This window comes from Pseudomonas sp. Pso3 (assembly GCF_055393275.1).
Map to the genome: position 1 here is coordinate 590,493 of NZ_AP043687.1, position 24,549 is coordinate 615,041.

Sequence of the window (24,549 nt, forward strand, 5' to 3'; positions counted from 1 at the left end):
CCCGGTGCGCCGCTTCCCGCTGCCGTACCGCACCGCCGTCCGATCTCTCCGTTTCTCGCATTTCGTGTGTCGCAGCTCCCAGCCTTGAGGGTTGGACGCTCGCTGTCGTCCGTGGACGATCACCGGCGCTTGAGCTGCGCCCCGAGTTGCAGTATCTATGATGGAAAATTAACAAAAACCGTTAATTTAATAACATCAAGAAAAACGGAGGCGCGCTCGGCATGGGCAAAATCGCGGTCATCGGCAGCAACATGGTCGATCTCATCACCTATATCGAGCGACTGCCCGTCCAGGGCGAGACGCTGGAAGCGCCGGACTTCGCCCTCGGCTGTGGCGGCAAGGGCGCCAACCAGGCGGTCGCCGCGGCCAAGCTGGGCAGCGAGGTGCTGATGGTGACCAAGGTCGGCGACGACCTCTTCGCCGACAACACCCTGGCCAACTTCCGCCGCTTCGGCATCGACACCCGCCACGTGACCCGCGCGCCCGGGCGCTCCAGCGGCGTGGCGCCGATCTTCGTGCAGCCCGATTCGCACAACAGCATCCTCATCGTGAAGGGCGCCAATGCCGCCCTCGGTCCGGCCGACATCCAGGCCGCGGAAGCCGATCTGCGCGACTGCGCGCTGATCGTGCTGCAACTGGAGATCGCCCTGGAGACCGTCTATGCCGCCATCGACTGCGGTCAGCGCCTGGGCATCCCGGTGCTGCTCAATCCGGCGCCGGCGGTGGCCGACCTGAGCGCCGCGCACCTCGCCCGGCTGGACTACTTCGTCCCCAACGAGACCGAGCTGGCCCTGGTCAGCGGCCTGCCGGTGGCGGATCGCGACAGCGCCTTCGCCGCGGCGCGGGTATTGGCCGGTCGCGGCATCCGGCACGTGGTGGTCACCCTGGGCGCCGCGGGCGCGCTGTACGTGGGCGAGGAGGGCGAATTCAGCCTGCCCGGCCAGCGGGTGGCGGCCCTCGACACCACCGGCGCCGGCGATGCCTTCATCGGCTGCTTCGCCCACGGCCGCGTCCAGGGCCTGGGCCTGCGGGAGGCCATGCAGCGGGCGGTGGCCTATTCGGCGCTGTCGGTCACCGGGCGCGGCACCCAGACCTCCTATCCCGAGGCCGCGGTCTTCGAAGACTACCTCGCTTCCCTGGATCTCTGACCCGCGCGCGGCGATCCCCCACCCTGGCACCCCTACGGAGAACAACAATGAGCCAGTCACCCCTGCGGCCCAGTGCCGACGGCTACTACCTGAACCGCACGCCGTGGTTCGCCTTCATCCTGCTGTGCTGCATCTTCGCCCTCTGGGCCGCGGCGGCGAGCATGAACGACGTGCTCATCGCCCACTTCAAGAAGGCCTTCCTGCTCAGTGACTTCCAGACCGCCTTCGTCCAGTCGGCCTTCTATCTCGGCTATTTCTTCCTGGCCCTGCCGGCCGCGCTGATGGTGCGACGCTTCAGCTACAAGACGACCATCCTCTTCGGCCTGTTCCTCTACATGGTCGGCTGCCTGCTGTTCTTTCCCGCCGCCTCCATGGCCAAGTACGGCATGTTCCTGCTGGCGCTGTTCGTGATCGCCGCCGGGCTGTCCTTTCTGGAGACCGCCTGCAACACCTATTCGACCCTGCTCGGGCCGCGCGAGACCGGCACCCGTCGGCTGAACATCTCCCAGACCTTCCACCCCTTCGGCGCCATGACCGGGGTCTATGTCGGCAGTTTCGTGATGTTCAAGGAGGGTGACGCCAGCCAGGCGCAGCTGCTGCAGATGAATCCCGCCGAGGCCGCCGCCCAGCAGTTGCAGATGATCCAGGCCACCCTGACGCCCTACCAGTGGATGATCGGCGTGCTGGTGCTGATCTTCGTGCTGATCGCCTGCACCCGCTATCCGGCCTGCAAGGGCAACGAGCGCGTACGCAGCGAGGGCGACGGCGTCGCCGCCAGCCTGGGTCGGCTGCGACGCAATCCGCGCTTCGTCTTTGGCGTGCTGGCGCAATTCCTCTACGTCGGCGCCCAGGTCGGCGTCTGGAGCTTTACCATCCGCCTGGCCATGCAACTCGGCGGCATGAACGAGCGCAGCGCCTCCTGGTTCCTGCTCACCACCTTCGCCGCCTATTTCGTCGGCAAGCTGATCGCCAACCTGCTGATGCGCCGCTGGCATCCGGCCAAGGTGCTGGGCGTCTACGGGGTGCTGTGCATCGCGCTGCTGGCCTACACCATCCTGGTGCCCAACATCACCGCGGTGTACGCCGCCGTGGGCGTGAGCATTTTCCTTGGCCCCTGCTGGCCGACCATCTATGGCCTGACCGTCGACGGCATCGGCCGGGACACCGAATTCGGCGGCTCGCTGCTGGTGATGAGCATCGTCGGCGGCGGGGTGATCCCGATCTTCCAGGGCCTGCTGTCGGACTACACCGGCGGCAACATGCAGCTGGCCTATTCGGTGCCGCTGCTGTGCTTTACGGTGATCGTCGCCTACGCCCTCTATTGCCTGCGTCACCCGGCCAGCGAACGGCTGCCGGTGGGCGCCGCCCAGACCGCCTGAGGAGGGCGCCGTCATGTCCGTACGCCTGCCCCTGCAGCCTGAGCAATTCACCGCCGACGAGCGCACCCTGCTCGCCAGCGACGCCTTCCAGGTGCGCGCCTGGACCTATCCCTCCGGGGTGCGCGCCCTGGCGCTGGAGAATCGTCGTGGCCGCCTGGTGGTGCTGCCCTACCAGGGGCAGATGATCTGGGACGCCAGCTTCGACGGCTGCCGCCTGACCATGCCGGGGCTGTTCGACCAGCCGCGGCCGACCCGGCGGATCATCGAGACCTATGGCTGCTTCATGTTCCACGCCGGGGTGCTGCGCAACGGCTGCCCGGCGCCGGAGGACAGCCACGAGTTGCACGGCGAGCTGCCCTGCGCGCCGCTGGACGAGGCCTGGCTGGAACTGGGCCAGGACGCGGAGGGCGATTTCCTGCGCCTGGGCGGCCGCCACGACTACGCCATGGGCTTCGGCGATCGCTATCGCGCCCAGCCCCGCGTGACCCTGAGAGCGGACAGCGCGGTGTTCGAACTGGGCCTGGAGGTGGAAAACCAGGCCGGCCAGCCCATGGACCTGATGTACATGGCGCACATGAACTACGCCTATGTGCCCGGCGGACGCTTCCATGAGCCGCTCGGGGTGGCCCGCACCCGGGTGCGCACCAGCGTGCCGGCCCATGTGCGGCCGACCGCCGACTGGCAGGCCTTCATCGCCGCACTGGCGGAAGACCCCGAGCGACTGCGGGTGCTGGATGCGCCGGCGCGCTACCAGCCGGAGATCGTCAGTTTCATCGATGCGCCGGGGACCGACGCGGCGGGGGAGGCGCATTTCCTGCTGGAGCATCCGGGCGGCGCCGCCTTCTACACGGCCTATCGCCCGCAGGACTTGCCCCATGCCACGCGCTGGGTGCTGCACAACCCCGATCAGCAGGTGGCGGCCTTCGTGCTGCCGGCGACCTGCGAACCGGAGGGCTATCTGGCCGAGACGACCAAGGGGCAGGTGCAGCAGCTGCAACCGGGAGAGCGTCGCGCCTTCAGCGTCAGGACCGGCTATCTCGCCGCCGCCGAGCGCGAGGCGCTGCTGACGCGCCTGGCCGACCCGGCGCGGATCAGGTAAGCAGTTGCGCGCCGTTCGCCTCGATCCGCTCGCGATAGCTGCGCGGAATGCGTCCGTCACTGACCACCAGGTCGAAGTCGCCGAGCGCCGCGAAATGCGCGGCGCGCACCACGTCGAACTTGGTATGGTCGACCAGCAGGAGCCGCTGCTGGGCCTGGCGCAGGACCTTCTGCTTGACCTCGACCTCGTTGAAGTTGAAGCAGGTGACGCCAAAGTCCGCGCTCACCCCGGCCGCCGAGACGAAGGCATGGGTGAGGCGCACGCCATCGAGCACCCCGGTCTCCAGGCGACTCTCGAAGATCTGGTTCTTGCGCTGGAAGGTGCCGCCGCAGACCACCAGGGTGCAGTTGACCTTCTGCTGCAGCTTGAGCAGCACATTGAGCGAATGGCAGACGGCGGTGAATTCCAGGTCATCGGGAATGAAGTCCACCACGAAGGGCGTGGTGGTCCCGCAATCGAGGAAGACGGTGTCGCCGGCGCGGATCTGCGCCGCGGCCAGCCGACCGATGCGACGCTTTTCCTCGACCTGGCGCAGGTCCTGTTCCACCACCTGGTAGCCGGGCGCCTCGCTGCCGCCGACATCGCGGGTGACATGACCGCCGAGCAGGCGCAGGCCGTCCGGCGGGAGCCGCAGGTCGCGTCTCAGGGTCATTTCCGAGACACCCAGCAGCTGGGCCATCTCGCGCAGGTGAATGGCGTGCTGATCCTGCAGCGCCTGGTGCATCAGCTTGAGCCGAGCGGCTTTCTTGCTATCCATGAGGGGTGCGCTAGGGGAGTCCGACTAGAGGTGCAGGCCGCACCAACCAAGAATTCTGATCCGATCATACGCTACCCGTGCCTGAGGAGGCCCCATGCAGCTTGAACCCGGCGAACTCGCCAAGACCATCGACCACACCCTGCTCGCCGCCGACGCCCGCCGCGCCCAGATCGACCGCCTGTGCCAGGAGGCGCGCACCCATGGCTTCTATTCGGTGTGCGTGAATTCCGCCCAGGTCCCCCATGCCGCGGCGCAACTGGCCGGCAGTGCGGTCAAGGTCTGCGCGGTGGTGGGCTTTCCGCTCGGCGCCGGGCTGAGCGCGGCCAAGGCCTTTGAGGCCGAGCAGGCCATCGCCGCCGGGGCCGGGGAGATCGACATGGTGCTCAACCTCGGCTGGCTCAAGGATGGCCTGCTGGAGGAGGTGTCCGCCGATATCGCCGCGGTGCAGGCCGCCTGTGGCGCGGTGCCGCTCAAGGTGATCCTGGAGACCGGTCTGCTCGACGATGAGCAGAAGCGCCAGGCCTGCCGGATCTGTCGCGACCTCGGCGTCGCCTTCGTCAAGACCTCGACCGGTTTCGGCCATGGCGGCGCGACCCTGGACGATGTCCGCCTGATGCGCGAAGAGGTGGGTCCGGAAATGGGCGTGAAAGCCTCCGGCGGCGTGCGTGACCGCGCCACCGCCCAGGCCATGCTGGACGCCGGCGCGACCCGCCTGGGGACCAGCTCGGGCGTGGCCATCGTCAGCGGTGGCGAGGGTGGGGCGGGGTATTGAGCTCCGGAAATCGCCGTCATTTCTCTCTAGGGTAGGGGTGTTTTATCGCGGCCATGGGCCGCTCCTACAGGCTCCGATGTAACCGTAGGAGCGGTCGCTACGGCGCACCGGCATGGCCGCGATAAAGGCATTTGATGACTACCCCGGCCCCTGCCGATAAAGCTTGGAATCGCTGAAATCCCCTGGCGCCAGCACCTCGCCGACCAGGATCAGCGCGGTGCGGCGGAAATCCTTGTCCCGCGCCCGTTCGACGATGTCGGCCAGGGTGCCCCGGACGCTGTCCTGGTCCGGCCAGCTGGCGCGGTGGACGATCGCCACCGGGCAGCCGGGGCCGTAGTGCGGCAGGAGGTCGGCGACGATGCGCTCCAGCTGGCCGACGCCGAGGTGGATGGCCAGGGTCGCGCGATGCCGCGCCAGGTCGGCCAGCGCCTCGCCTTCCGGCATGGCCGTGCGGCTGGCGTAGCGGGTCAGGATCACCGTCTGGCTGACCCCGGGCAGGGTCAGCTCGCAACCCAGCAGGGCGGCGCAGGCGGCGGTGGCGGTGACGCCGGGCACGATCTCATAGGGAATACCCAGCGCCTGCAGGCGGCGGATCTGCTCGCCGATGGCGCCGTACAGCGAAGGATCGCCGGAATGCACCCGGGCCACGTCCTGGCCGCGGGCATGGGCGGCGGCCAGATGGCCGACGATGGCGTCCAGGTCCAGGCGGGCGGTGTCGATCACCGTCTCGGCCTGGTGACCTTCCAGCACCGCGGGCGGCACCAGGGAGCCGGCATAGAGGATCACCGGGCACTGGCGGATCAGCCGCTGGCCCTTGACGGTGATGAGGTCGGGATCGCCGGGGCCGGCGCCGATGAAATGAACGGTCATGGGGTTTCCTCGGCCAGGGCGGCGAGCAGGTCGGCGACGCTGGCGAATTCACGATCGACGCTGGGCAACGCGGGGCGGCGCAGGATCAGCACCGGCAGACCCCGCTCGCGGGCCACCTGCAACTTGGGCTGGGTGGCGGCGCTACCACTGTTCTTGCTGATCAGCACATCGAAGTCACCCTGGGCGAACAGCACGCGCTCGGCCTCCAGGGCGAAGGGACCACGGTCGGCGATGATCCGCGCCCGTGCGTGGCCGGGATGGGCGTCGAGCAGGCGCAGGGTCCAGAACTGGTGGGGCGGGATTTCCGCGAGGTGCTCCAGGGATTCGCGACCCAGGGTGAAGAAGGGGCGGGTGAAGGGCGCCAGGGTGGTCTGGAGTTCGCTCCAGTCGGCCACCTCGCGCCAGTCGTCGTCGGGACCAGCCTGCCAGCCGGGGCGGCGCAGGGCCCAGCAGGGGATACCGGCCTGGGCCGCGGCCAGGCCGGCGTTGTGGCTGATCCGGGCGGCGTAGGGATGGGTGGCGTCCAGCAGCAACTCGATGCCTTCACTGTGGAGAAAGGCGGCCAGCCCCGCGGCGCCGCCATAGCCGCCGACCCGCACCTGGCAGGGCAGGTCCTGGGGCACCCGACCGAGACCGGCGAGGCTGTAGAGGGCCTCGGCCGGCAGCGTGCGGGCGATGGCCAGGGCTTCGGTGGTGCCGCCGAGCAGAAGGATCTTCATGGGCGGTCTTCCCCCGGAGCGGCGGAGGTTTCGTCATGCATGGCGCGCCCTCACCCCCGGCCCCTCTCCCCGAGGGAGAGGGGAGGAAAGGCGGTGCCGGGGGGCGAGCGGCGGAGTAGGGGTATTGGTCTCGCAGGCGGCTTTCCCGCTGGTCATTGCAGCGTGCTCAGCAAGAGTCGCGGGCGTCAGCCCGGACGCCAGACTTCCGAGCCACCACCCAACCACCCCCTCGCCCCCACGGGGAAAGGGCTGGGGTGAGGGGGCAAAACGCCGCTCATGGTCTTCAGGGATGAAGGAGGCACGCCTAACCGCCCCCTCGCCCCTACGGGGAGAGGGCTGGGGTGAGGGGGCAAGGCGCCGCCCATGGTCTTCAGGGATGAAGGAGGCACGCCTAACCGCCCCCTCGCCCCTACGGGGAGAGGGCTGGGGTGAGGGGGCAAGGCGCCGCTCATGGTCTTCAGGGATGAGGGAGGCACACCCAATCACCCTTTCTACTTTCGACGAGCGCCGGCCAGTCACGGCTTCACCACGTCCAGCAAGGTAATAGGCAGCGCCGCACGCCAGGTGTCGAAGGCGCCCAGCGGCTGGGCCTGGGCTACCTGCAGGCGGGTCAGGTCGCCGCCGTGGCGTTCGCGAAAGGCTACCAGGGCGGCCTCGGTCTGCAGGGTCACGGCATTGGCGACCAGGCGACCGCCGGGACGCAAGGCGTCCCAGCAGGCGTCCAGCACCCCCGGCGCGGTGAGGCCGCCGCCGATGAAGATGGCGTCCGGGGTGGCCAGACCGGCCAGGGCCTCGGGCGCCTGGCCGGCCACCAGGTGCAGGGCCGGGGCGCCGAGGTGGTCGCGGTTGTGGAGGATATGGGCCTGGCGACCGGCGTCGGCCTCGATGGCCAGCACCCGGCAGCCGGGATGGCTGCGCGCCCATTCGATGCCGATGGAGCCGCAACCGGCGCCCACGTCCCACAGCAGTTCGCCGGGGCGCGGTGCCAGGCGGGCCAGGGTTACGGCGCGTACGTCTCGCTTGGTCAACTGGCCGTCGTGGCGATAGGCGCTGTCCGGCAGACCCGGGGTGAGCGGCAGACCCGTCTCCCCAGTCTCGCTCAGGACCTCGATGGCCACCAGGTTGAGCGCCGCCGCTTCCGCCAGCGGCCAGTCCCGGGCGCGACCGGCGATCTGGCGCTCCAGAGGGCCGCCCAGGTGCTCCAGCACCTGCAGCTGGCTGGCGCCGAAGCCCTGGTCCACCAGCAGCGCGGCCAGGGCCGCAGGGCTGTGGCCGTCGTTGCTCAATACCAGCAGGCGGGCGCCTGGGTGCAGATGGCGCACCACGGCGGCCAGGGGGCGGGCCACCACCGACAGCAGGGTGACGTCCTGCAGCGGCCAGCCGAGGCGAGCCGCGGCCAGGGAATAGGAGGAGGGCGCCGGTAGCACCTGCAGCTCGTCGGCCGACAGCTGGCGCGCCAGGCTCGCGCCGACGCCGAACAGCATGGGATCGCCGCTGGCCAGCACGCAGACCTGGGTGCCGCGCCGGTCCAGGACCGGGGCCAGGGCGAAGGGCTGCGGCCAGGGCTCGCGGCTGGCGCGGATGCAGGGTGGCAGCAGCGCCAGCTGGCGTGGACCGCCAATGACGACCGCCGCCTCCAGCAGGGCGCGGCGGGCCTGCTTGCCGAGGCCGGGGTAGCCGTCTTCGCCGATACCCACCACGGTCAGCCAGGGGATCATGAACACACCTCATCGAACGTCAGCCGACCGGGCGTTTTCAAGGGGTCGGGCAAAGCGGGCATAATAACGTCTTTCCCCGTTCAGCCCGACCTTCCGCCGTGAATCCTCCGTCTCCTTCCGCCCTCGTCCCGCGGCCTTCGGCCTGTCCGGGGCTGCTGCGCATCGTGCCCGCGCGCGATGGCGGCCTGTGCCGGGTGAAGTTGCCGGGGGGCCGGCTGACGGCAGCCCAGGCGCGGGCCATCGCCGCCGCCAGCGCGCGCTGGGCGAGCGGGGTTCTGGAGCTGACCAACAGAGCCAACCTGCAATTGCGTGGTGTACGCGCGGACGGTGCCGCTGCCCTGGTGGCCGAGCTGCAGGCCGCCGGTCTGGGGCCGGCCGATCCCGCCGCCGATGACGTGCGCAATCTGCTGCTCAGCCCGTCTGCCGGCCGGGATCCGCAGCAGCTGCGCGACGTTCGTCCCCTGGCCGCCGAATTGCTCGCCCTGCTGGAAGGCGACCGCCGCCTGCATGGGCTGTCGGCCAAGTTTGCCCTGCAACTGGACGGTGGCGAAGCCCTGGCCCGGCTCGACCATCCCCATGATGTCTGGCTGTCGGCGCGCGCCGAGGGCTATGTCCTTGGGCTGGCTGGCACCCCAGCGGATGCGCCCCTGGGCCTGATCCCCGCGGGACGCGAGGTGGCCACGGTGGCGACCCTGCTGCATCGCTTCCTTGACCTGGCTGACCCTGAACAGAGCCGCATGAGACAGCTGCTTGCGCAACGGCCGGTCGAGGAGCTGCTGGCCGGTCTTGGTCTGCTGCCGACTAAGAGCCACCCACGTGCGCCAGCGGAAATCGCAGGACGCCTCGGTAGCCATCCTCAGCGGCAATCCGGCCTGTTTTGGGTCGGCGCCCAGCCCGCCCTGGGGCGACTGCCTGCGAAAAGCCTGGCCACCGTCGCCGATTTGGCCGAGCACCACGGCAATGGCGACCTGCACCTCACCCCCTGGCAGGGCCTGCTGCTGCCCGATGTACCGGTCGACCAGGCCGCCAAGCTGCTCGCCGCTCTGGCCACCCTGGAGCTGATCACCGATCCCGCCGCGCCCCTGGCCCGGCTGGTCGCCTGTACCGGCAGCCAGGGCTGCGCCAAGGGCCAGGCCGACACCAAGGGCGATGCCCTGCGCCTGGCCGAGCGGCTGCCGGCCGGCGTCGAGGTGCACCTCTCCGGTTGCCCGCGCAGCTGCGCCCTGGCCGGACAGGCACCCCACACCCTGCTGGCGATGGCCCCCGGTCGCTATGACCTCTTCGTGCGCGACGCCACCCAGCCCGGTCCGGGCCGGCGGCGCGCCACCCATTTGTCCCTCGACGAGGCCGCCGCCTGGCTGGCCCGGAGTCCCAGTGATGCTTGAATACGAACGCGACGGCCAGGCGATCTATCGCCAATCCTTCGCCACCATCCGCGCCGAGGCCGATCTCTCGGCCATCCCCGCCGACCTGGAAAAGCTCGCCGTGCGGGTGATCCATGCCTGCGGCATGGTCGACGTGGTCCAGGACCTGGCCTTTTCCCCGGGCGCCGGGGCGGCCGGTCGCGCGGCCCTGGCGGCCGGCGCGCCCATCCTCTGTGATGCACGCATGGTCGCCGAGGGCGTCACCCGTACCCGCTTGCCGGCCAACAATCAGGTGATCTGCACCCTGCACGACGAGGGCATCCGCGAGCTGGCCGTGGCCCAGGGCAACACCCGCTCGGCGGTGGCCCTGGAGCGCTGGCGGCCGCATCTGGCCGGCAGCGTGGTGGTGATCGGCAATGCCCCCACCGCGCTGTTCTATCTGCTGGAAATGCTCGACGCCGGGGCGCCCAGGCCGGCGCTGATCCTCGGCATGCCGGTGGGCTTCGTCGGGGCGATGGAGTCCAAGGACGCCCTGGCCGCCGACAGCCGCGGCGTGCCCTATGTCATCGTCCGCGGTCGGCGGGGCGGCAGTGCCATGGCCGCCGCGGCGGTCAACGCCCTGGCCACGGAGGTGGAGTGATGGCGGGCCGCCTGCTCGGCCTGGGCGTCGGCCCCGGCGATCCGGAACTCATCACCCTCAAGGCGCTGCGCCTGCTGCAGGGCGCGCCGGTGGTGGCCTATTTCGTCGCCAAGGCCAAGGCCAACGCGGGCCAGGGCGGCAATGCCTATGGCGTCATCGAGGGCTATCTGCTGGACGGCCAGCAGCGCCTGCCGCTGGTCTATCCGGTGACCACCGAGAAGCTGGCGCCGCCGCTGTCCTACGAGACGGTGATCGCCGACTTCTACGACACCGCCGCCGCCCAGGTGGCCGACCATCTGGACGCCGGCCGCGACGTGGCGGTGATCTGCGAGGGCGATCCCTTCTTCTACGGTTCCTACATGTACCTGCACGACCGCCTGGCCGAGCGCTACGAGGCCCAGGTGGTGCCGGGGGTCTGCTCCATGCTCGGCGGCGTGGCCATGCTCGGCCTGCCGCTGGTCTATCGCAACCAGACCCTCACGGTGCTCTCCGGGGTGCTCTCCGCGGAAGAGCTCAAGGCGCGCCTGGCCAGCGCCGACGCCGCCGTGGTGATGAAGCTCGGCCGCAATTTCGAGAAGGTGCGCCAGGTGCTGCGTGAGCTGGGTCTGGACGACCGCGCCCGCTACATCGAGCGCGCCACCATGGACAATCAGCGCATCGTCGCGCTGGACGCCGTCGACCCCATGGCCTCGCCGTATTTCTCGCTGGTGGTGGTGCCGGGGGTGAAATGGAAGGGTTGAGCCCGGCCATCGTCATCCTCGGTCCCGGCGCCCTGGCCACCGCCCGCCGCTTGCAGGCCGGCCTGCCGGGCAGCCTGGTGCACGGCCTGGCCGGGCGGGTCGAGGGCGACGTCAGCTACAGCGCCTTCGGCGATCACCTGCGCGAGCTCTATCGGCAGCAGCGGCCGCTGCTGGTGCTCTGCGCCGCCGGCATCGTCATCCGCAGCCTGGCGTCCTTGCTGGACGACAAGACCGCCGAGCCGCCGGTGCTGGCCGTGGCCGAAGACGGCAGCGCCGTGGTGCCGCTGCTGGGCGGCCTGGCCGGCGCCAATCGCCTGGCCCGTCAGCTCGGTACGCTGCTGAACGTGGCCCCGGCCATCACCACCAGTGGCGAACTGAGATTCGGCACCTGCCTGCTCGATCCGCCGGCCGGCTATGCCCTGGCCGATGTCGACGTGGCCAAGCATCGGGTGGCCGATCTGCTGGCCGGCGCCCCGGTACGCATCGAGGGCGAGGCGCCCTGGCTGGATGAGGTGCCCCTGGCCCGCGATCCCGCGGCGCGGCAGCGTATCCTGGTCTCGCCACTGGCCAGCGCTGACGATCACACCCTGCTGATCCATCCCCGCGCCGTGCTGGTGGCGGCACGCGCCGATGCCACCGCCGCCGCCGTCACCGCGCTGCTCGCCAGCGCCGGCTATGCGCCGGGCGCCGTGGCGCTGCTGCTGGCGCGGGCGGAAGACATGGCCGCGCCCGGCCTCGCCGAGCTGAGCCAGACGCTGGCCGTACCCCTGAGATTCGTCGACGCCCGCACCCCGGACTTCGCCCGGGCGTCGGTGGCGCGGGCCCAGGCCCAGGGTCTCGCCCTGCACCTGCATGACCGGCCGCTGGACGCCGATGACCTCGGCCAGCGCCGTGGGCGCCTCAGCGTGGTGGGTCTCGGCCCCGGCGCGGCGGAGCTCATGGCACCGGTGGTGCGCCGCGCCCTGGACCAGGCCCAGGACGTGCTCGGCTACGCCACCTACGTGCAGATGGCCGGTCCCTTGCGCCCGGATCAGTTGGCCCATGCCAGCGACAACCGCGAAGAATTGCAGCGCGCCCGCCACGCCTTCGAACTGGCCGCCAGCGGTCGCCAGGTGGTCATGGTGTCGTCCGGCGATCCGGGCGTCTTCGCCATGGCCGCCGCGGTGCTCGAGGTGCTGGAAGGCGCCGACGATCCGCGCTGGGCGGCGGTGGAGCTGGAGATCCTCCCGGGCATCACCGCGGCCATGGCCAGCGCCGCCCTGGCCGGCGCGCCCCTGGGCCACGACTTCTGCCTGATCTCCCTGTCCGACAACCTCAAGCCCTGGGCGGTGATCGAGCAGCGCCTGCGCCAGGCCGCCGCGGCGGACCTGGCCATGGCCTTCTACAACCCCATCTCCAAGGCCCGGCCGCATCAGCTGGAGCGGGCGCTGGACGTCCTGCGCAGCTGCCGTCCGGCGAACACCCCGGTGATCCTCGGCCGCGACGTCGGGCGTCCCGGTGGCGGTCTCGAATACACCAGCCTCGGCGCGCTGCGCAGCGACATGGTGGATTCACGCACCCTGGTGATCCTCGGCTCCAGCCATACCCGGCGTTTCCCGCGGGCCGATGGCGGCGAGTGGGTCTATACGCCACGCTGGTACGATCCGGAATTGTTATAAAGTAACATTTAGTGCTTGAATCCTGGTCGCCGCTGGCTCACCCTCGGCGACCTTCCTGTTCCCTGGCGGGAAGCCGGTGCAACTCCGGTGCGGTCGCGCCACTGTGAGCTTCGCGAGAAGCGAGCCAGACCTTGCCAGGGGCTACCCAACATCCACAAGGGACGCGTCATCCCAAGGAGAGTCCATGTTTCGCCGTCTTCTGCCGCTGCTCGCCGCCGGCCTGTTGTCCGTTGCCTCTCTCACCACCCAGGCGGCCACCGCCTATCCGCTGACCGTGCACAACTGCGGTCGTGAGCTGGTCTTCGAGCGCGCGCCCCAGCGGCTGGTCAGCCTCGGTCAGGCCAGCACCGAGTTGCTCTTGCGCCTGGGCGTGGGCGCGCGGCTGGTGGGCACCGGCGTCTGGTTCGGCGGCTTGCCCGCGGACCTGCAGGCGGCGGGCAAGGGCATTCCGCGGCTGGCCGACAACGCCCCCAGCTTCGAGGCCGTGGTCGGCACCCGGCCGGACCTGGTGGCGGCCCAGTACACCTATCACGTCGGCCCCGGTGGCGAGGTGGCGGACTTCCCGCGCTTCGCCAAGCTGGGCATCGCCGCCTATGTGGCGCCCAGCGATTGCGAGGGCAAGGCGGTGACCGCCGATTCCAACAGCGATGGCAGCCGCAGCGCGCCCTTCGACATGCAGCTGGTGACCCGCGAAGCCCGCGAGCTGGCGGCCATCCTCGATGTGCAGCCGGCCGGCGAGCGTCTGGTCGCCGACCTGGACCGCCGTATCGCCGTCGCGGGCGAGCAGGCCAAAGCCGCCGGGGTGCAGGGCCGCTCGGTGCTGTTCTGGTTTTCCAGTCCGCGGCTGGAAGGGGATCCCTGGGTCGCCGGCAACCTCGGTGCGCCGGCCTGGATCGCCCGGGCCCTGGGGCTGCGCAACGTGGTCGACAGCGCCGAGGAATGGCCGGCGGTGAGCTGGGAGCGCATCGCCAGCCTGGACCCTGACTATATCGTCGTGGCGCGCATGGACCGGCGTCTCTACCCGGCCGATGACGTGGACAAGAAGCTGGCCTTCCTGCGCAGCGATCCCCTGACCCGCGAATTGCGCGCGGTACGCGAGAATCATCTGCTGGTGGTGGATGCCCCGACCCTCAATCCCTCGCTGCGGGTGGTGGACAGCGTCGAGACCCTGGCCGCCGACCTGGCCAAGCCGCAACCATGAGTCTGCCCCTCGCGGCCGAAGGCGCCCGGCCCTGGCGCTGGCTGCTGGGCCTGGCCGCGGTGCTGGCGCTGGCGGCGAGCGTGGTGCTGGCGGCGTCCTTCGGCGAGATGCCCATCGCGCCCCTGACCAGTCTGCAGGCCATCGCCAACGGCCTCGGCCTGGGGCCCTATCCGGTGGAGCGCATCGTCCAGGGCATCGTCTGGGAATACCGCCTCAGTCGCGCCCTGGTGGCCGCCTGCTGCGGTGCGGGCCTGGCGGTCTCCGGCGCCATCCTTCAGGCGCTGCTGCGCAACGCCCTGGCCGAGCCCTATGTGCTCGGCCTATCGGCCGGCGCCTCCACCGGCGCGGTGCTGGTGATGCTGCTGGGCGTCGGTGGCGGGGTGCTCGGCGTGTCCCTGGGTGCCTTTCTCGGCGCGGTGCTGGCCTTCGCCGTGGTGCTGCCCTTTCTCGGCAGCGGCGGCAGTACCCGCATCATCCTCGCCGGGGTGGCGGCTTCCCAGCTGTTCAATGCTCTGACCGCCTATATCGTCGCCACCGCGGCCAATGCCGAGCAGGCGCGCAGCGTGATGTTCTGGCTGCTCGGCAGCCTGGCCGGGGTGCGCTGGCCGGATGTCTGGCTGGCCGCCGGGGTGGTGCTCGCCGGGCTGCTGGTGTGCCTGGCCTGCGCCCGGGCGCTGGACGCCTTCGCCTTTGGCGAAGACGCCGCTGCCAGCCTCGGGGTGGCGGTGGGACCGCTGCGCCTGCTGCTGCTGGCCGTCACCGGCCTGATCACCGCCTGCCTGGTCAGCCTGGTGGGCGCGGTGGGCTTCGTCGGCCTGGTGATCCCCCATGTGGCGCGTTTCCTGGTGGGTCCGGGGCATGGCCGGCTGCTGCCCACCTGCGCCCTGATCGGCGCGCTGTTCATGGTGCTGGCCGACATCGTCGCCCGCACCCTGGTGGCCAAGCAGACCCTGCCCATTGGCGTGGTCACCGCCCTGGTGGGCGCCCCGGCCTTTGCCTTCATCCTCTATCGCGCACGGGAGGTCCGATGAGCCTCGCTGCGCGCGACGTGGCCTGGAGCGCCGGCGGGCAGCCAATCCTCGCCGGGGTAACCCTCGCGGTGCCGCCGGGCGGGGTGCTCGGACTGCTCGGCCCCAATGGCTCGGGCAAGTCCAGTCTGCTGCGGCTGCTGGCCGGGCTGCGGCGGCCGGAGGAGGGTAGGGTCAGTCTCGACGGGACGCCGCTGGCCGAGTTGCGCCGGCGCGACCTGGCGCGCCGGGTCGCCCTGGTGGAGCAGCAGGCCGGTACCGAAGCCGATCTCTCGGTGGCCGAGGTGGTGCGCCTGGGGCGCACGCCCCATCGCGGCCTGCTCGATGCCTGGAGCGCGCGCGACGCCGAGGTTTGCCAGCGCGCCCTGGCCCAGGTCGGCCTGGTCGACAAGGCGGCACGGCGCTGGCACAGCCTCTCCGGCGGCGAGCGCCAGCGCGCCCAGATCGCCCGCGCCCTGGCCCAGGAGCCCAGCGAACTGCTGTTGGACGAACCCACCAACCACCTCGATATCCAGCACCAGCTCGAGATCCTCGACCTGGTCCGCCGCCTGCCGGCGACCTGCGTGCTGGCCATCCACGATCTCAACCTGGCCGCGCTGTTCTGCGATCGCCTGGCGGTGCTGCGCGACGGCCGTCTGGTCGCCGAAGGCGCCCCCGGCGAGGTGCTGACGGCCGCGCTGATCCAGCAGGTCTGGGGGGTGAGGGCGCAGGTGACGCTGGACGGTCCCGACGGTCGGCCGTCGATCCGCTATCGACTGGGCTGACGGCGCCGCACCGGGCCGGCCCGTTCTTCGATCGCCTGCCTGAGCTGCTGGCGGCCGCCCAGCCAGAAGACGGCTTCGGTGGCGATGAACAGCGGGCCGATGGCCAGGCCGGCCAGGTCGTCGAGAAAGGCCGGCTTGCGCCCCTCGTAGTGGTGGCCGACGAACTGGATGGCCCAGCCGATCAGGAACAGACCCAGCCCCCAGGCCAGCCAGACGCCGGTGGTCTGGGCCGCCAGCGCGGCACCTAGCCAGAGGGCGAGCGCGAGCAGGACGCTCATCAGCAGCCCCAACGGCCGATCCAGGCGCAGATAGAAGAGCGCCACCGTACCGGCCACCAGCACCGCGGGTGACAGCGGCCAGCCGGCCAGGCTGAAGACCGGTCGCGACAGCAGGATGGCCACCGCCAGCACGATCAGCAGGATGCCGGGGAAGTGGCTGGCGATATTGCGCGGATCGCGGTGGTAGCTCGCGTACTGGCTGAGATGATCTTCCAGGGTCTTCATCGACAGGCATCCAGGCGACTGGGCGGGAAGCCTCAGCATGCACCTGGAGGCCCCTGCGCGTCTGCGGGTGTCGGCAGAAATGCGATTGCGATAATCGCCCCCTCGCTCGATAATCGATCAAAAGCCTGCCGAGGATAGGGTCGATGGACGATAACCGCACCGCTCACGCCACCGGCCTGCCGCCACTGGCTGCGCCGCCCATCATCGCCTCGCCGGCCAAGCGCATCGAAGCCTTCACCGGCGACCCAAATTTCATGACCTCCCTGGCCCGCGGCCTGGCGGTCATCCACGCCTTCCAGGAGCGCAAGCGCCAGCTGACCATCGCCCAGATCAGCCATCGCACCGAGATCCCTCGCGCCGCGGTGCGTCGCTGCCTGCACACCCTGATGAAGCTGGGCTACGTCACCACCGACGGGCGCACCTATTCGCTGCTGCCCAAGGTGCTGACCCTGGGGCACGCCTATCTGTCGTCGACGCCGCTGGCGGTCACCGCCCAGCCGGTGCTCGATCGCCTGAGCGAACAACTGCACGAAGCCTGCTCCATGGCCACCCTGGAAGGCGACGAGATCCTCTACATCGCCCGCTCGGCCACGCCGCAGCGACTGATCTCGGTGGACCTCAGCGTCGGCAGCCGGCTGCCGGCCTATTGCACCTCCATGGGCCGCATCCTGCTCGCCGCCCTGGACGATGCCGCCCTGCACGACTACTTGGAACACGCCGACCTCCAGGCCAAGACCAGCCGTACCCTCTATCAGCCGCCGGCGCTCATCGAGTGCCTGGGCCAGGTGCGCCAGCAGGGGTACGTCATCGTCGACCAGGAGCTGGAAGTGGGGCTGAGATCCCTGGCGGTGCCCCTGAGAGACGCCGCCGGCCAGGTGCTGGCGTCGCTCAATGTCGGCACCCACGCCAGTCGGGTCAGTCGCCAGGAGCTGGAGACGCGCTTCCTGCCGGTGCTCCTGGCGGCCAGCCAGGAATTGAGCACCCGGTTGTTTCACTAGCGAATCCGGTCGATTATCGGCCATGTCGCCGATAATCGAATTGTCAGCTGTCTGGGGTTGGACTTAACGTCGGCGCAGTGGCGCAACACGCCGATAACAACAACACGAGCAGACCACCATGACGCACACCCTCGCGGGCGCCGTGCCCCTGGCCGATTCCTCGGCCACGGCGACAGCCGGCACCCTGGACGTCCAGCAGTTCATCAATCGCCAGGCGCTGTCCGCCTACCAGTGGCGCATCGTCGCCCTGTGCTTTCTCATCGTCTTTCTCGACGGCCTCGACACCGCGGCCATGGGCTTCATCGCCCCGGCGCTGTCGGTGGAATGGGGCATCCCGCGGGCCAGCCTGGGGCCGGTGATGAGCGCCGCGCTGGGCGGCATGGTCTTTGGCGCCCTGGGTTCCGGGCCGCTGGCCGATCGCTTCGGTCGCAAGGGCGTGCTGGTGGTCGCCACCTTCATCTTTGGCGGCTTCAGCCTGCTGTCGGCCTTCAGCAGCAACCTCGAACAGCTGGTGATCCTGAGATTCCTCACCGGGCTGGGCCTGGGCGCCGCCATGCCCAACGCCACCACGCTGCTCTCGGAATACACCCCCGAGCGCCTCAAGTCGCTGCTGGTGACCAGCATGTTCTGCGGCTTCAACCTGGGCATGGCCGGCGGCGGCTTCGTCTCGGCCTGGATGATCCCGGCCTATGGCTGGCACAGCCTGCTGGTGCTGGGCGGCGTGCTGCCCCTGGCGCTGGCCGTGGTGCTGCTGCTCTGGCTGCCGGAATCGGCGCGTTATCTGGTGGTGCACGGCAAGAGCGCCGAGCGCATCCGCCGGGTGCTGGCGCCCATCGGTCGCGAAGCCGCCGAGGCGCGGCACTTCGTGGTGCCCGAGCAGAAGTCGGTCAAGACCGGCAACGTCTTCGCGGTGATCTTCAACCGCAGCTACAGCGCCGGCACCCTGCTGCTGTGGCTGACCTATTTCATGGGCCTGGTGATCGTCTACCTGCTCACCAGCTGGCTGCCGACGCTGATGCGCGACGCCGGCGCCAGCCTGGAGCAGGCCGCCCTGATCGGCGCGCTGTTCCAGTTCGGCGGGGTGCTCAGCGCGGTGTTCGTCGGCTGGGCCATGGACAGATTCAACCCGCACAAGGTGATCGGCCTGTTCTATGTCCTGGCCGGCGTCTTCGCCTATTGCGTCGGCCAGAGCCTGGGCCAGGTCGCCCTGGTCGCCACCCTAGTACTGGTGGCCGGCATGTGCATCAACGGCGCCCAGTCGGCCATGCCCTCGCTGGCGGCGCGTTACTACCCGACCCACGGCCGCGCCACCGGGGTGTCTTGGATGCTCGGCATCGGCCGCTTCGGCGCCATCACCGGCGCCTGGATGGGCGCGACCCTGCTGGGCCTGGGCTGGACCTTCACCCAGGTGCTCACCGCGCTGCTCCTGCCGGCGGGTCTCGCGGCCTTGGCGGTGCTGATCAAGGGGGTGGTCAGTCACGCCGACGCGACCTGAGAGCCCGCTCCTAATCTGCTGCGCGTCGGCCAAACTGCGTTGAAAAGGCCCTGGGTCGCCAGCCCGGTCGGAATGCTCATTTACCGTGGCTAACTCCGTTTCCTAGGGCCTTCGCCTTGTTTAGCTCTAGCTCGCGAGATTATAAGCGGGCTCTGGGAGCGTGGCGGGCGCTAGGCGCAGGCGCTGCCACCGCGTAAAGTTGCACCCTTTGCATGCGCCGCAGTCACCCGTCTAGAGCGGGTGCAGACGTCCAAGGGGTTCCATGAAAGGTTTCGCTCGCAGCGGGCAGTGGGCTGTCCGGCTGGTAACGCTTATCGCTTGCTTTCTGATTGCACCGGCCTTTGCCGAGACCCGGCAGGTGACCGACGTCCTCGGGCGCACGTTGACCATCGAGGCGCCGGCCAAGCGGGTGGTGCTGGGCTTCCACTATGGCGACTACCTGGCGGTCGGTGGCGAGCAGGCCTTCGACGCCGTGGTCGGTGTCTCCCGTGGGGCCTGGGAGCGCAAGGTGCCGGCCAACTGGGCGCTCAATGTCGCTCACCGACCTTCCCTGGCCAGCCTTCCCGATGTGGGCGAGACGGAAAACAACAGCTTCTCCGTGGAAAAGGTGCTCGCCCTCAAGCCGGATCTGGTGGTCCTGGCCGCCTGGCAATTCCAGGCGCTGGAGAGCGAGGTCAAGCGCCTGGAACAGCTCGGCATCCCGGTGGTGGCGATCGACTACAACGCCCAGACCCTGGAGCGCCACCTGGCGTCCACCCGCCTGCTCGGGGTGATCACCGGCCAGGAGGCGCGCGCCACCGAGCTGGCCGACTTCTATGCCAAGGTGGTGCAGGACATCCAGACCCGCATCGCGGCGGCTCATCGCCCGAAACCACGGGTCTATGCCGAGTTCGGCAACAAGGGTCCGGCCGAATACTCCTTCACCTATGGCCGCAACATGTGGGGCGCCATGGTTACCCTGGCCGGTGGCGACAACATCGCCGCGCCCTTCATCCAGTGGTGGGGGGTGATGAATCCGGAGCAGGTGCTCCTGGCCCAGCCGGAGGTCATCTTCATCTCCGGGCGCGAGGACAACAGCAATCCCTCCGCCTTGCCCATGGGCCCCGGGGTCACCGCCGACGACGCCCGCAGCCACCTGCGCGCCTTCATGCAGCGACCGGGCTGGGCCAATCTGCCGGCGATCCGCGACGGGCGTCTCTATGGCGTCTACCAAGGCGCCTCGCGCAGCCTGGAAGACTTCGCCATGCTGCAATTCATCGCCAAGCAGCTCTATCCGGATCTGTTCCAGGACGTGGATCCGATGGCCAACTACCGCGAGTACTACCGCCGCTACATGCCGATCCAGCCCGAGGGCACCTTTGCCATAGGCCTGACGCCATGAGCGAGGCCGCGAACGCCAGCCACGGCAACGCCATCGCCGAGCAACGCGCCCGTGAGCGCCGCCGCTGGCGGGCCTGCGGGGTGTTTCTGCTGCTGACCCTGGCGGGTCTGGTGCTGGACATCGCCACCGGGCCGTCGCTGCTCTCGCCGCTGGAAGTGCTCAAGTCGCTGACCGGGCTCGGCGAGCGGCAGCCGATGACCGACGCCATCGTCCGCGACCTGCGCCTGCCGGTGGCGCTGATGGCCCTGGCGGTGGGCGCCGCCCTCGGTGCGGGCGGGGCGCAGATGCAGACGCTGCTCAACAACCCCATGGCCAGTCCCTACACCCTGGGCATGGCCGCCGCCGCCGGCTGCGGCGCCGCCCTCAGCCTGGCGCTGGGCAGCTTCGGCCTGGGCGCGCTGATCGGGGTGCCGCTGGGCGCCTTCGCCTTCGCCATGCTGGCGGCGCTGTTTCTCTTCGCCCTGGCCTCGCTCAAGCGCACCGGCAGCGACACCATCATCCTCGGCGGCATCGCCCTGCTGTTCCTCTTCCAGTCGCTGCTGTCCCTGGTGCAATTCCTCTCCTCGCCGGAGCTGTCGCAGCAGATCCTCTTCTGGCTGTTTGGCAGCCTCGGTCGCGCCACCTGGACCACCCTGGCCATCGTCGCCGGGGTGACCCTGCTGTGCTGCCTCCTGCTCCTGCGCGATGCCTGGAAGCTGGCTGCCCTGCGGCTGGGCGAGGCACGGGCCGAGAGCCTCGGCGTAAATATCCGCCGGCTGCGCCTCAAGGTGCTGATCCTGGTGGCGGTGATGACCGCCACGGCCACCAGCTTCGTCGGGGTGATCGGCTTCGTCGGCCTGGTCGCGCCCCATATCGCCCGCTGGCAGGTGGGCGAGGATCAGCGCTTCCTGCTGCCACTGTCGGCGATCTGCGGCGCCCTGATGCTGTCCTTCGCCTCGGTGCTGTCCAAGTCGATCCTGCCCGGGGCGCTGTTTCCGGTGGGCATCGTCACCGCCATCGTCGGGGTGCCCTTTCTGCTCTGGCTCATCTTCGCCCCCCGCAGGTCCAGCCCATGATCCGCCTCCAGGACCTCGCGCTGAAGCGCGGTGATCGTACCGTCATCTCCGGACTCTGCACCGAGCTGCACGCGGGGCAGGTGCATGTGATCCTCGGCCCCAACGGCACCGGCAAGACCACCCTGCTGCGCGCCCTGGCCGGTGACCTGCCGCTGGCGGCCGGCCGGATCGAGCGCGGCGCCAGGCGGCTGGTGGCGGGGGCTTCGCTGCGTGGTCAGCGGGACGGCTGGCGCCAGGGCGTGGCCTACATGCCCCAGGATTCCCATGCCGAGGCGGCGCTGTCGGTGCTGGAGACGGTGGCCATGGGCAGCCTGGAACGGCTGACCCTGCACCTGGACGATGAGCTGCTGGAACGCGCGTTGGGCAAGCTCGACGAGGTGGGCATCGGCCATCTGGCCTCGCGCCAGCTGGGCGCCCTGAGTGGCGGTCAGCGGCAACTGGTGTTCTTTGCCCAGGTGCTGATGCGCGAACCCGAGGTGATGCTGCTGGACGAACCGGTCAGCGCCCTGGATCTGCGGCACCAGATCAACCTGCTCGATCGCGTGCGCCACGAGACCCGCCTGCACCAGCGGGTGACCGTGGTGGTGCTGCACGACCTCAACCTGGCCTGCCAGTACGCCGATTCGCTGCTGGTGCTGGTCAACGGTGGCCTGCTGGCCGCCGGCCGACCCGCCGCCATCGTCACCGCCGACCTGCTGGAAGCCACCTACGGCGTGGCGGTGGACATCCTCCACGACCGCCAGGGCCGCCCGGTGGTGCAGCCGCTGACCGGTCAGGCCTTCAGCGAGGCCTGACTCTAGAGAGCCATAAAGCGGCTAACAAAACGTAGCGAGCGGCTGTCAGGCGGGTGCGCGCGGCGCGCAGGAGCCGCAGTGTACAAGCAGTACATGAGGACTCCGAGCACTGCACGCGCCCGCCTGGCGGACGCGCAGTAGTTTTGTTGGGTGCTTTTAGAAGGTGTAGGTGAAACCGGCCTGCACCGTACGCGGCTCGCCCGGATAGCTGTAGGCGTTCCAGGAGCTCTCGTCGTAGCCCTTGTTGAAGACGTTGCGCACGTCCAGGTTCAGCCGCAGGTGCTCGTCGACCTTGTAGAAGCTCAGCAGGTCGGTGACCGTGTAGCTGTCCATCGTGTAGTCGCTGACAGCGGTCTTCTGGCCTTCGCGTTCGCCCACGTACTTGAGGTTGGCGCCCAGCCCCAGGCCGCGTAGCACGCCGTCGTGGAATTCGTAGACGTTGAGCAGGTTGACGGCATTGCGCGGGATGTTGGTCAGGCGCGTGCCGCGGGCCAGGGTGTTGTCCTTGGTGACCTCGGCATCGGTGAAGGCGTAGCCGCCGAGGATGCGCCAGTTGGGCGTCAGGTCGCCAGTCACGTTGACTTCGAGGCCGCGGCTGCGTACCTCGCCGGTAGCGACGTTGAAGGTGGGTTCGACCGGATCCGGGGTCAGGACGTTTTCCTTGACCGTATGGAAGATCGCCGTGTCGACGCTGAGGCGGCCGTCCAGCGCCGCCCACTTCATGCCCACCTCGTAGGCCTTGCCTTCCTCGGGGTCGAAACCGCCGCCCAGGCGCGCCGCGCCGGTGTTGGGCTTGAACGACTTGGAGGCGCTGGCGTAGAGGGCCAGTTCCGGGGTGAGGTCATAACTGACGCCCAGGCGCGGGGTGACGGCGTTCGAGTCCTTGCTCCAGTCACCGGTGACAATCCGTCCGTTAGCGAGGACCTGGGGTGGCATCTTGTTATCGTAGTCGTGCTCGAAGCGCTCCAGGCGCACGCCACCCAGCACCTTGAGGCGCTCGGTGAGGGCGATCTGGTCCTGCACAAAGGCGGCCCAGGTCTTGAGCGTCTCATGGTCGTGGGTGGCAACGCGGGTCAGGGCGGGGCGCGGCTGACCCAGGACCGGATCGACCAGATTGACCGGATAGACGTTGGCGCCGCCGGGGGAGCGCTGGATGATGGAGCGGTAGTCATAGTCTTCCACCTCGATCCCGGTGATCAGGGTGTGGCCGAGGCCAAAGGTGTCGAAGCGACCGGTCAGGTTCAGCTGCAGGTCGCGATCGCTCCATTCCAGCTTGCGGTAGTTGAAGTTGCGACCCAGGGTCACGCCGTCGGCCTGCACGCCATTGGCTTCCACGGCATTGCCCTTGAGGCTGCCGTCGAGGTACTGGAAGCCGCCGGCCAGGGTCCAGGCGTCGTTCAACTGGTGCTCGAAGCGCAGCTGATAGGCCTCGCTGTCGCTGTGCAGCAGGTTGGTGGTGCCCTTTTCCCAGGCATTGGTGGAGCGACTGGCTTCGGCGCGCTGGGTCAGGTAGTTGGTGCGGCCGCGATCCAGCGGGGCGTTGCTGCGGATGATGTCGGCCTCGAAGGTGATGAGGGTGGCGTCGGTGGCCTGCCAGCTCAGCACCGGGGCCACTTCGTAGCGCTCGTGCTCGACATCGTCGCGGAAGCTGTCGCCGCCTTCGGCGATCAGGTTGAGGCGATAGGCCAGGCGGCCGTCTTCATCCACCGGGCCGGTGGTGTCCAGGGTGCCGCGCCGTAGGCCCTGGTCGGTGAACTGGCTGCCGAGGGTGGTCTTGCGCTCGCCCAGCGGCTGCTTGGTGACCACGTTGAAGGTGCCGCCCGGATCGCTGCGGCCATAGAGGGTCGCCGCCGGGCCGCGCAGGACCTCGACCCGCTCCAGGGTGGCGGCATCCGGCGCGCTGGGATAGCCGCGATTCATGGGGAAGCCGTTGCGGAAATATTCGGAGCTGGTGAAGCCGCGCACCGTGTAGCTGGTCAGGCCCTGACCGCCGAAGTTGTTGCCACGGCCGACGCCGCCGGCCTGGTCCAGCGCCTGCTGCAGGCGGGTGGCGGAGAGGTCGTCGAGGGCCTCGCGGGAGACCACGCTCACCGACTGGGGCGTCTCGTGCAGCGGGGTGTCGGTGCGGGTCGCACTGCTGGAACGCTCTGCCTTGTAGCCCTGTACCGGACCGGTGGGCGATTCGGCCGCGCCGACGATGGTGAGATCGGACAGCGCCTGGGGCGAGTCTTCCGTCTGCTCCTGGGCATGACCGGCGAGGGGGAGGGCACAGAGGGGCAGCAGATAGAGAGCAGGGACCAGCCGGCGCATTGTTATCGTCCTGGGGTTGGGGAGGCGGATTCTAGAGCGGGTTACAAAGTGGATACAACTGCGAGTCGTTACCGCCTGAGACATATTTTCATCGGGCTGGTCGGTTCGCTGGCGACGTCCGGCCCGGGTGTCCGCGCCGAGGCGCCGGCAGACGTC

The 24,549-nt window shown here is 69.5% G+C and carries 22 protein-coding genes, 1 other RNA gene and 1 riboswitch; of the genes, 16 read left to right on the forward strand and 7 right to left on the reverse strand.

Annotated elements, in window-relative coordinates; all coding sequences use genetic code 11:
* The first annotated feature begins 221 nt into the window (after positions 1–221).
* The 3 genes from rbsK to ACZ5R1_RS02800 are packed head-to-tail and all read left to right on the forward strand — an operon-like array spanning position 222 to position 3,626.
* On the forward strand, positions 222–1,148 hold the full coding sequence (rbsK, locus tag ACZ5R1_RS02790) for a ribokinase (protein WP_027601062.1): 927 nt from the start codon (positions 222–224) through the stop codon (positions 1,146–1,148).
* Positions 1,149–1,195: 47 nt separating this feature from the next.
* Positions 1,196–2,527: an L-fucose:H+ symporter permease gene (gene fucP, locus ACZ5R1_RS02795; protein WP_027598812.1), complete on the forward strand. Its 1,332-nt coding sequence runs from the start codon at positions 1,196–1,198 to the stop codon at positions 2,525–2,527.
* Positions 2,528–2,540: 13 nt separating this feature from the next.
* A complete protein-coding gene (locus tag ACZ5R1_RS02800; RefSeq protein WP_042137386.1) occupies positions 2,541–3,626 on the forward strand; it encodes an aldose 1-epimerase family protein in 1,086 nt (361 codons plus the stop codon).
* On the opposite strand, the gene deoR is transcribed toward ACZ5R1_RS02800, so the two are convergent.
* On the reverse strand, positions 3,619–4,383 hold the full coding sequence (gene deoR, locus ACZ5R1_RS02805; protein ID WP_027601060.1) for a DNA-binding transcriptional repressor DeoR: 765 nt from the start codon (positions 4,381–4,383) through the stop codon (positions 3,619–3,621). The two genes, ACZ5R1_RS02800 and deoR, sit on opposite strands and share 8 nt — an antisense overlap.
* Positions 4,384–4,477: 94 nt before the next feature.
* On the opposite strand from deoR, the gene deoC reads away from it, so the two are divergent.
* Positions 4,478–5,155, forward strand: a complete 678-nt coding sequence (deoC, locus tag ACZ5R1_RS02810) for a deoxyribose-phosphate aldolase (RefSeq protein ID WP_042137388.1) — start codon at positions 4,478–4,480, stop codon at positions 5,153–5,155.
* A gap of 138 nt (positions 5,156–5,293) precedes the next feature.
* Here deoC and cobM read toward each other — a convergent pair whose 3' ends face one another.
* The 3 genes from cobM to ACZ5R1_RS02825 all read right to left on the reverse strand — a co-directional run bounded on the left by cobM (position 5,294) and on the right by ACZ5R1_RS02825 (position 8,462).
* Positions 5,294–6,025 (reverse strand): precorrin-4 C(11)-methyltransferase, encoded by a 732-nt coding sequence (gene cobM, locus ACZ5R1_RS02815; protein WP_042137390.1) that lies wholly within the window; start codon positions 6,023–6,025, stop codon positions 5,294–5,296.
* Positions 6,022–6,744: a cobalt-precorrin-6A reductase gene (locus ACZ5R1_RS02820; protein ID WP_042137392.1), complete on the reverse strand. Its 723-nt coding sequence runs from the start codon at positions 6,742–6,744 to the stop codon at positions 6,022–6,024. Before ACZ5R1_RS02820 ends, cobM begins: the two co-directional genes overlap by 4 nt.
* Positions 6,745–7,259: 515 nt before the next feature.
* Positions 7,260–8,462, reverse strand: coding sequence for a bifunctional cobalt-precorrin-7 (C(5))-methyltransferase/cobalt-precorrin-6B (C(15))-methyltransferase (locus ACZ5R1_RS02825; protein ID WP_042137402.1), 1,203 nt, complete (start codon positions 8,460–8,462; stop codon positions 7,260–7,262).
* Positions 8,463–8,560: 98 nt separating this feature from the next.
* Between ACZ5R1_RS02825 and cobG the strand changes: the two genes are divergently transcribed.
* The 7 genes from cobG (at position 8,561) to ACZ5R1_RS02860 (ending at position 15,857) form a co-directional block, all read left to right on the forward strand.
* A complete protein-coding gene (gene cobG, locus ACZ5R1_RS02830) occupies positions 8,561–9,847 on the forward strand; it encodes a precorrin-3B synthase (protein ID WP_081875236.1) in 1,287 nt (428 codons plus the stop codon).
* Entirely contained in the window at positions 9,840–10,466 is a 627-nt protein-coding gene (locus ACZ5R1_RS02835) for a precorrin-8X methylmutase (RefSeq protein ID WP_017642945.1), read from the forward strand. Before cobG ends, ACZ5R1_RS02835 begins: the two co-directional genes overlap by 8 nt.
* Positions 10,466–11,206: a precorrin-2 C(20)-methyltransferase gene (locus tag ACZ5R1_RS02840; RefSeq protein WP_042137407.1), complete on the forward strand. Its 741-nt coding sequence runs from the start codon at positions 10,466–10,468 to the stop codon at positions 11,204–11,206. The genes ACZ5R1_RS02835 and ACZ5R1_RS02840 overlap by 1 nt, the downstream gene beginning before the upstream one ends.
* On the forward strand, positions 11,194–12,864 hold the full coding sequence (cobJ, locus tag ACZ5R1_RS02845; RefSeq protein ID WP_042137409.1) for a precorrin-3B C(17)-methyltransferase: 1,671 nt from the start codon (positions 11,194–11,196) through the stop codon (positions 12,862–12,864). The genes ACZ5R1_RS02840 and cobJ overlap by 13 nt, the downstream gene beginning before the upstream one ends.
* Positions 12,865–12,870: 6 nt before the next feature.
* A riboswitch (cobalamin riboswitch) is annotated at positions 12,871–13,017 on the forward strand.
* A gap of 31 nt (positions 13,018–13,048) precedes the next feature.
* A complete protein-coding gene (locus tag ACZ5R1_RS02850; RefSeq protein WP_042137411.1) occupies positions 13,049–14,065 on the forward strand; it encodes an ABC transporter substrate-binding protein in 1,017 nt (338 codons plus the stop codon).
* Positions 14,062–15,096, forward strand: a complete 1,035-nt coding sequence (locus tag ACZ5R1_RS02855) for a FecCD family ABC transporter permease (RefSeq protein ID WP_017642949.1) — start codon at positions 14,062–14,064, stop codon at positions 15,094–15,096. Before ACZ5R1_RS02850 ends, ACZ5R1_RS02855 begins: the two co-directional genes overlap by 4 nt.
* A complete protein-coding gene (locus tag ACZ5R1_RS02860) occupies positions 15,093–15,857 on the forward strand; it encodes an ABC transporter ATP-binding protein (RefSeq protein ID WP_027598801.1) in 765 nt (254 codons plus the stop codon). Before ACZ5R1_RS02855 ends, ACZ5R1_RS02860 begins: the two co-directional genes overlap by 4 nt.
* Here ACZ5R1_RS02860 and ACZ5R1_RS02865 read toward each other — a convergent pair.
* Positions 15,842–16,360 carry an Mpo1 family 2-hydroxy fatty acid dioxygenase gene (locus tag ACZ5R1_RS02865; RefSeq protein ID WP_042137413.1) on the reverse strand — a complete coding sequence of 173 codons (519 nt, stop codon included), beginning with the start codon at positions 16,358–16,360 and terminating at the stop codon, positions 15,842–15,844. The genes ACZ5R1_RS02860 and ACZ5R1_RS02865 overlap by 16 nt on opposite strands.
* A gap of 143 nt (positions 16,361–16,503) precedes the next feature.
* On the opposite strand from ACZ5R1_RS02865, the gene ACZ5R1_RS02870 reads away from it, so the two are divergent.
* The 5 genes from ACZ5R1_RS02870 (at position 16,504) to ACZ5R1_RS02890 (ending at position 22,083) form a co-directional block, all read left to right on the forward strand.
* Positions 16,504–17,358, forward strand: a complete 855-nt coding sequence (locus ACZ5R1_RS02870) for an IclR family transcriptional regulator domain-containing protein (RefSeq protein WP_017642952.1) — start codon at positions 16,504–16,506, stop codon at positions 17,356–17,358.
* A 118-nt stretch (positions 17,359–17,476) separates the two neighbouring features.
* Positions 17,477–18,853, forward strand: a complete 1,377-nt coding sequence (pcaK, locus tag ACZ5R1_RS02875) for a 4-hydroxybenzoate transporter PcaK (RefSeq protein ID WP_244898757.1) — start codon at positions 17,477–17,479, stop codon at positions 18,851–18,853.
* A gap of 358 nt (positions 18,854–19,211) precedes the next feature.
* Complete coding sequence (locus ACZ5R1_RS02880) at positions 19,212–20,234, forward strand: ABC transporter substrate-binding protein (RefSeq protein ID WP_464712805.1); 1,023 nt, start codon at positions 19,212–19,214, stop codon at positions 20,232–20,234.
* Positions 20,231–21,289, forward strand: coding sequence for a FecCD family ABC transporter permease (locus tag ACZ5R1_RS02885; protein ID WP_027598797.1), 1,059 nt, complete (start codon positions 20,231–20,233; stop codon positions 21,287–21,289). The genes ACZ5R1_RS02880 and ACZ5R1_RS02885 overlap by 4 nt, the downstream gene beginning before the upstream one ends.
* Positions 21,286–22,083, forward strand: a complete 798-nt coding sequence (locus tag ACZ5R1_RS02890) for an ABC transporter ATP-binding protein (protein WP_027598796.1) — start codon at positions 21,286–21,288, stop codon at positions 22,081–22,083. The genes ACZ5R1_RS02885 and ACZ5R1_RS02890 overlap by 4 nt, the downstream gene beginning before the upstream one ends.
* A gap of 19 nt (positions 22,084–22,102) precedes the next feature.
* Here ACZ5R1_RS02890 and ACZ5R1_RS02895 read toward each other — a convergent pair.
* Both ACZ5R1_RS02895 and ACZ5R1_RS02900 read right to left on the reverse strand, forming a co-directional pair.
* A non-coding RNA gene (locus ACZ5R1_RS02895) (sX9 sRNA) lies at positions 22,103–22,178 on the reverse strand.
* A 61-nt stretch (positions 22,179–22,239) separates the two neighbouring features.
* Complete coding sequence (locus tag ACZ5R1_RS02900; RefSeq protein ID WP_042137418.1) at positions 22,240–24,393, reverse strand: TonB-dependent siderophore receptor; 2,154 nt, start codon at positions 24,391–24,393, stop codon at positions 22,240–22,242.
* Between the last annotated feature and the right edge of the window lie 156 nt (positions 24,394–24,549).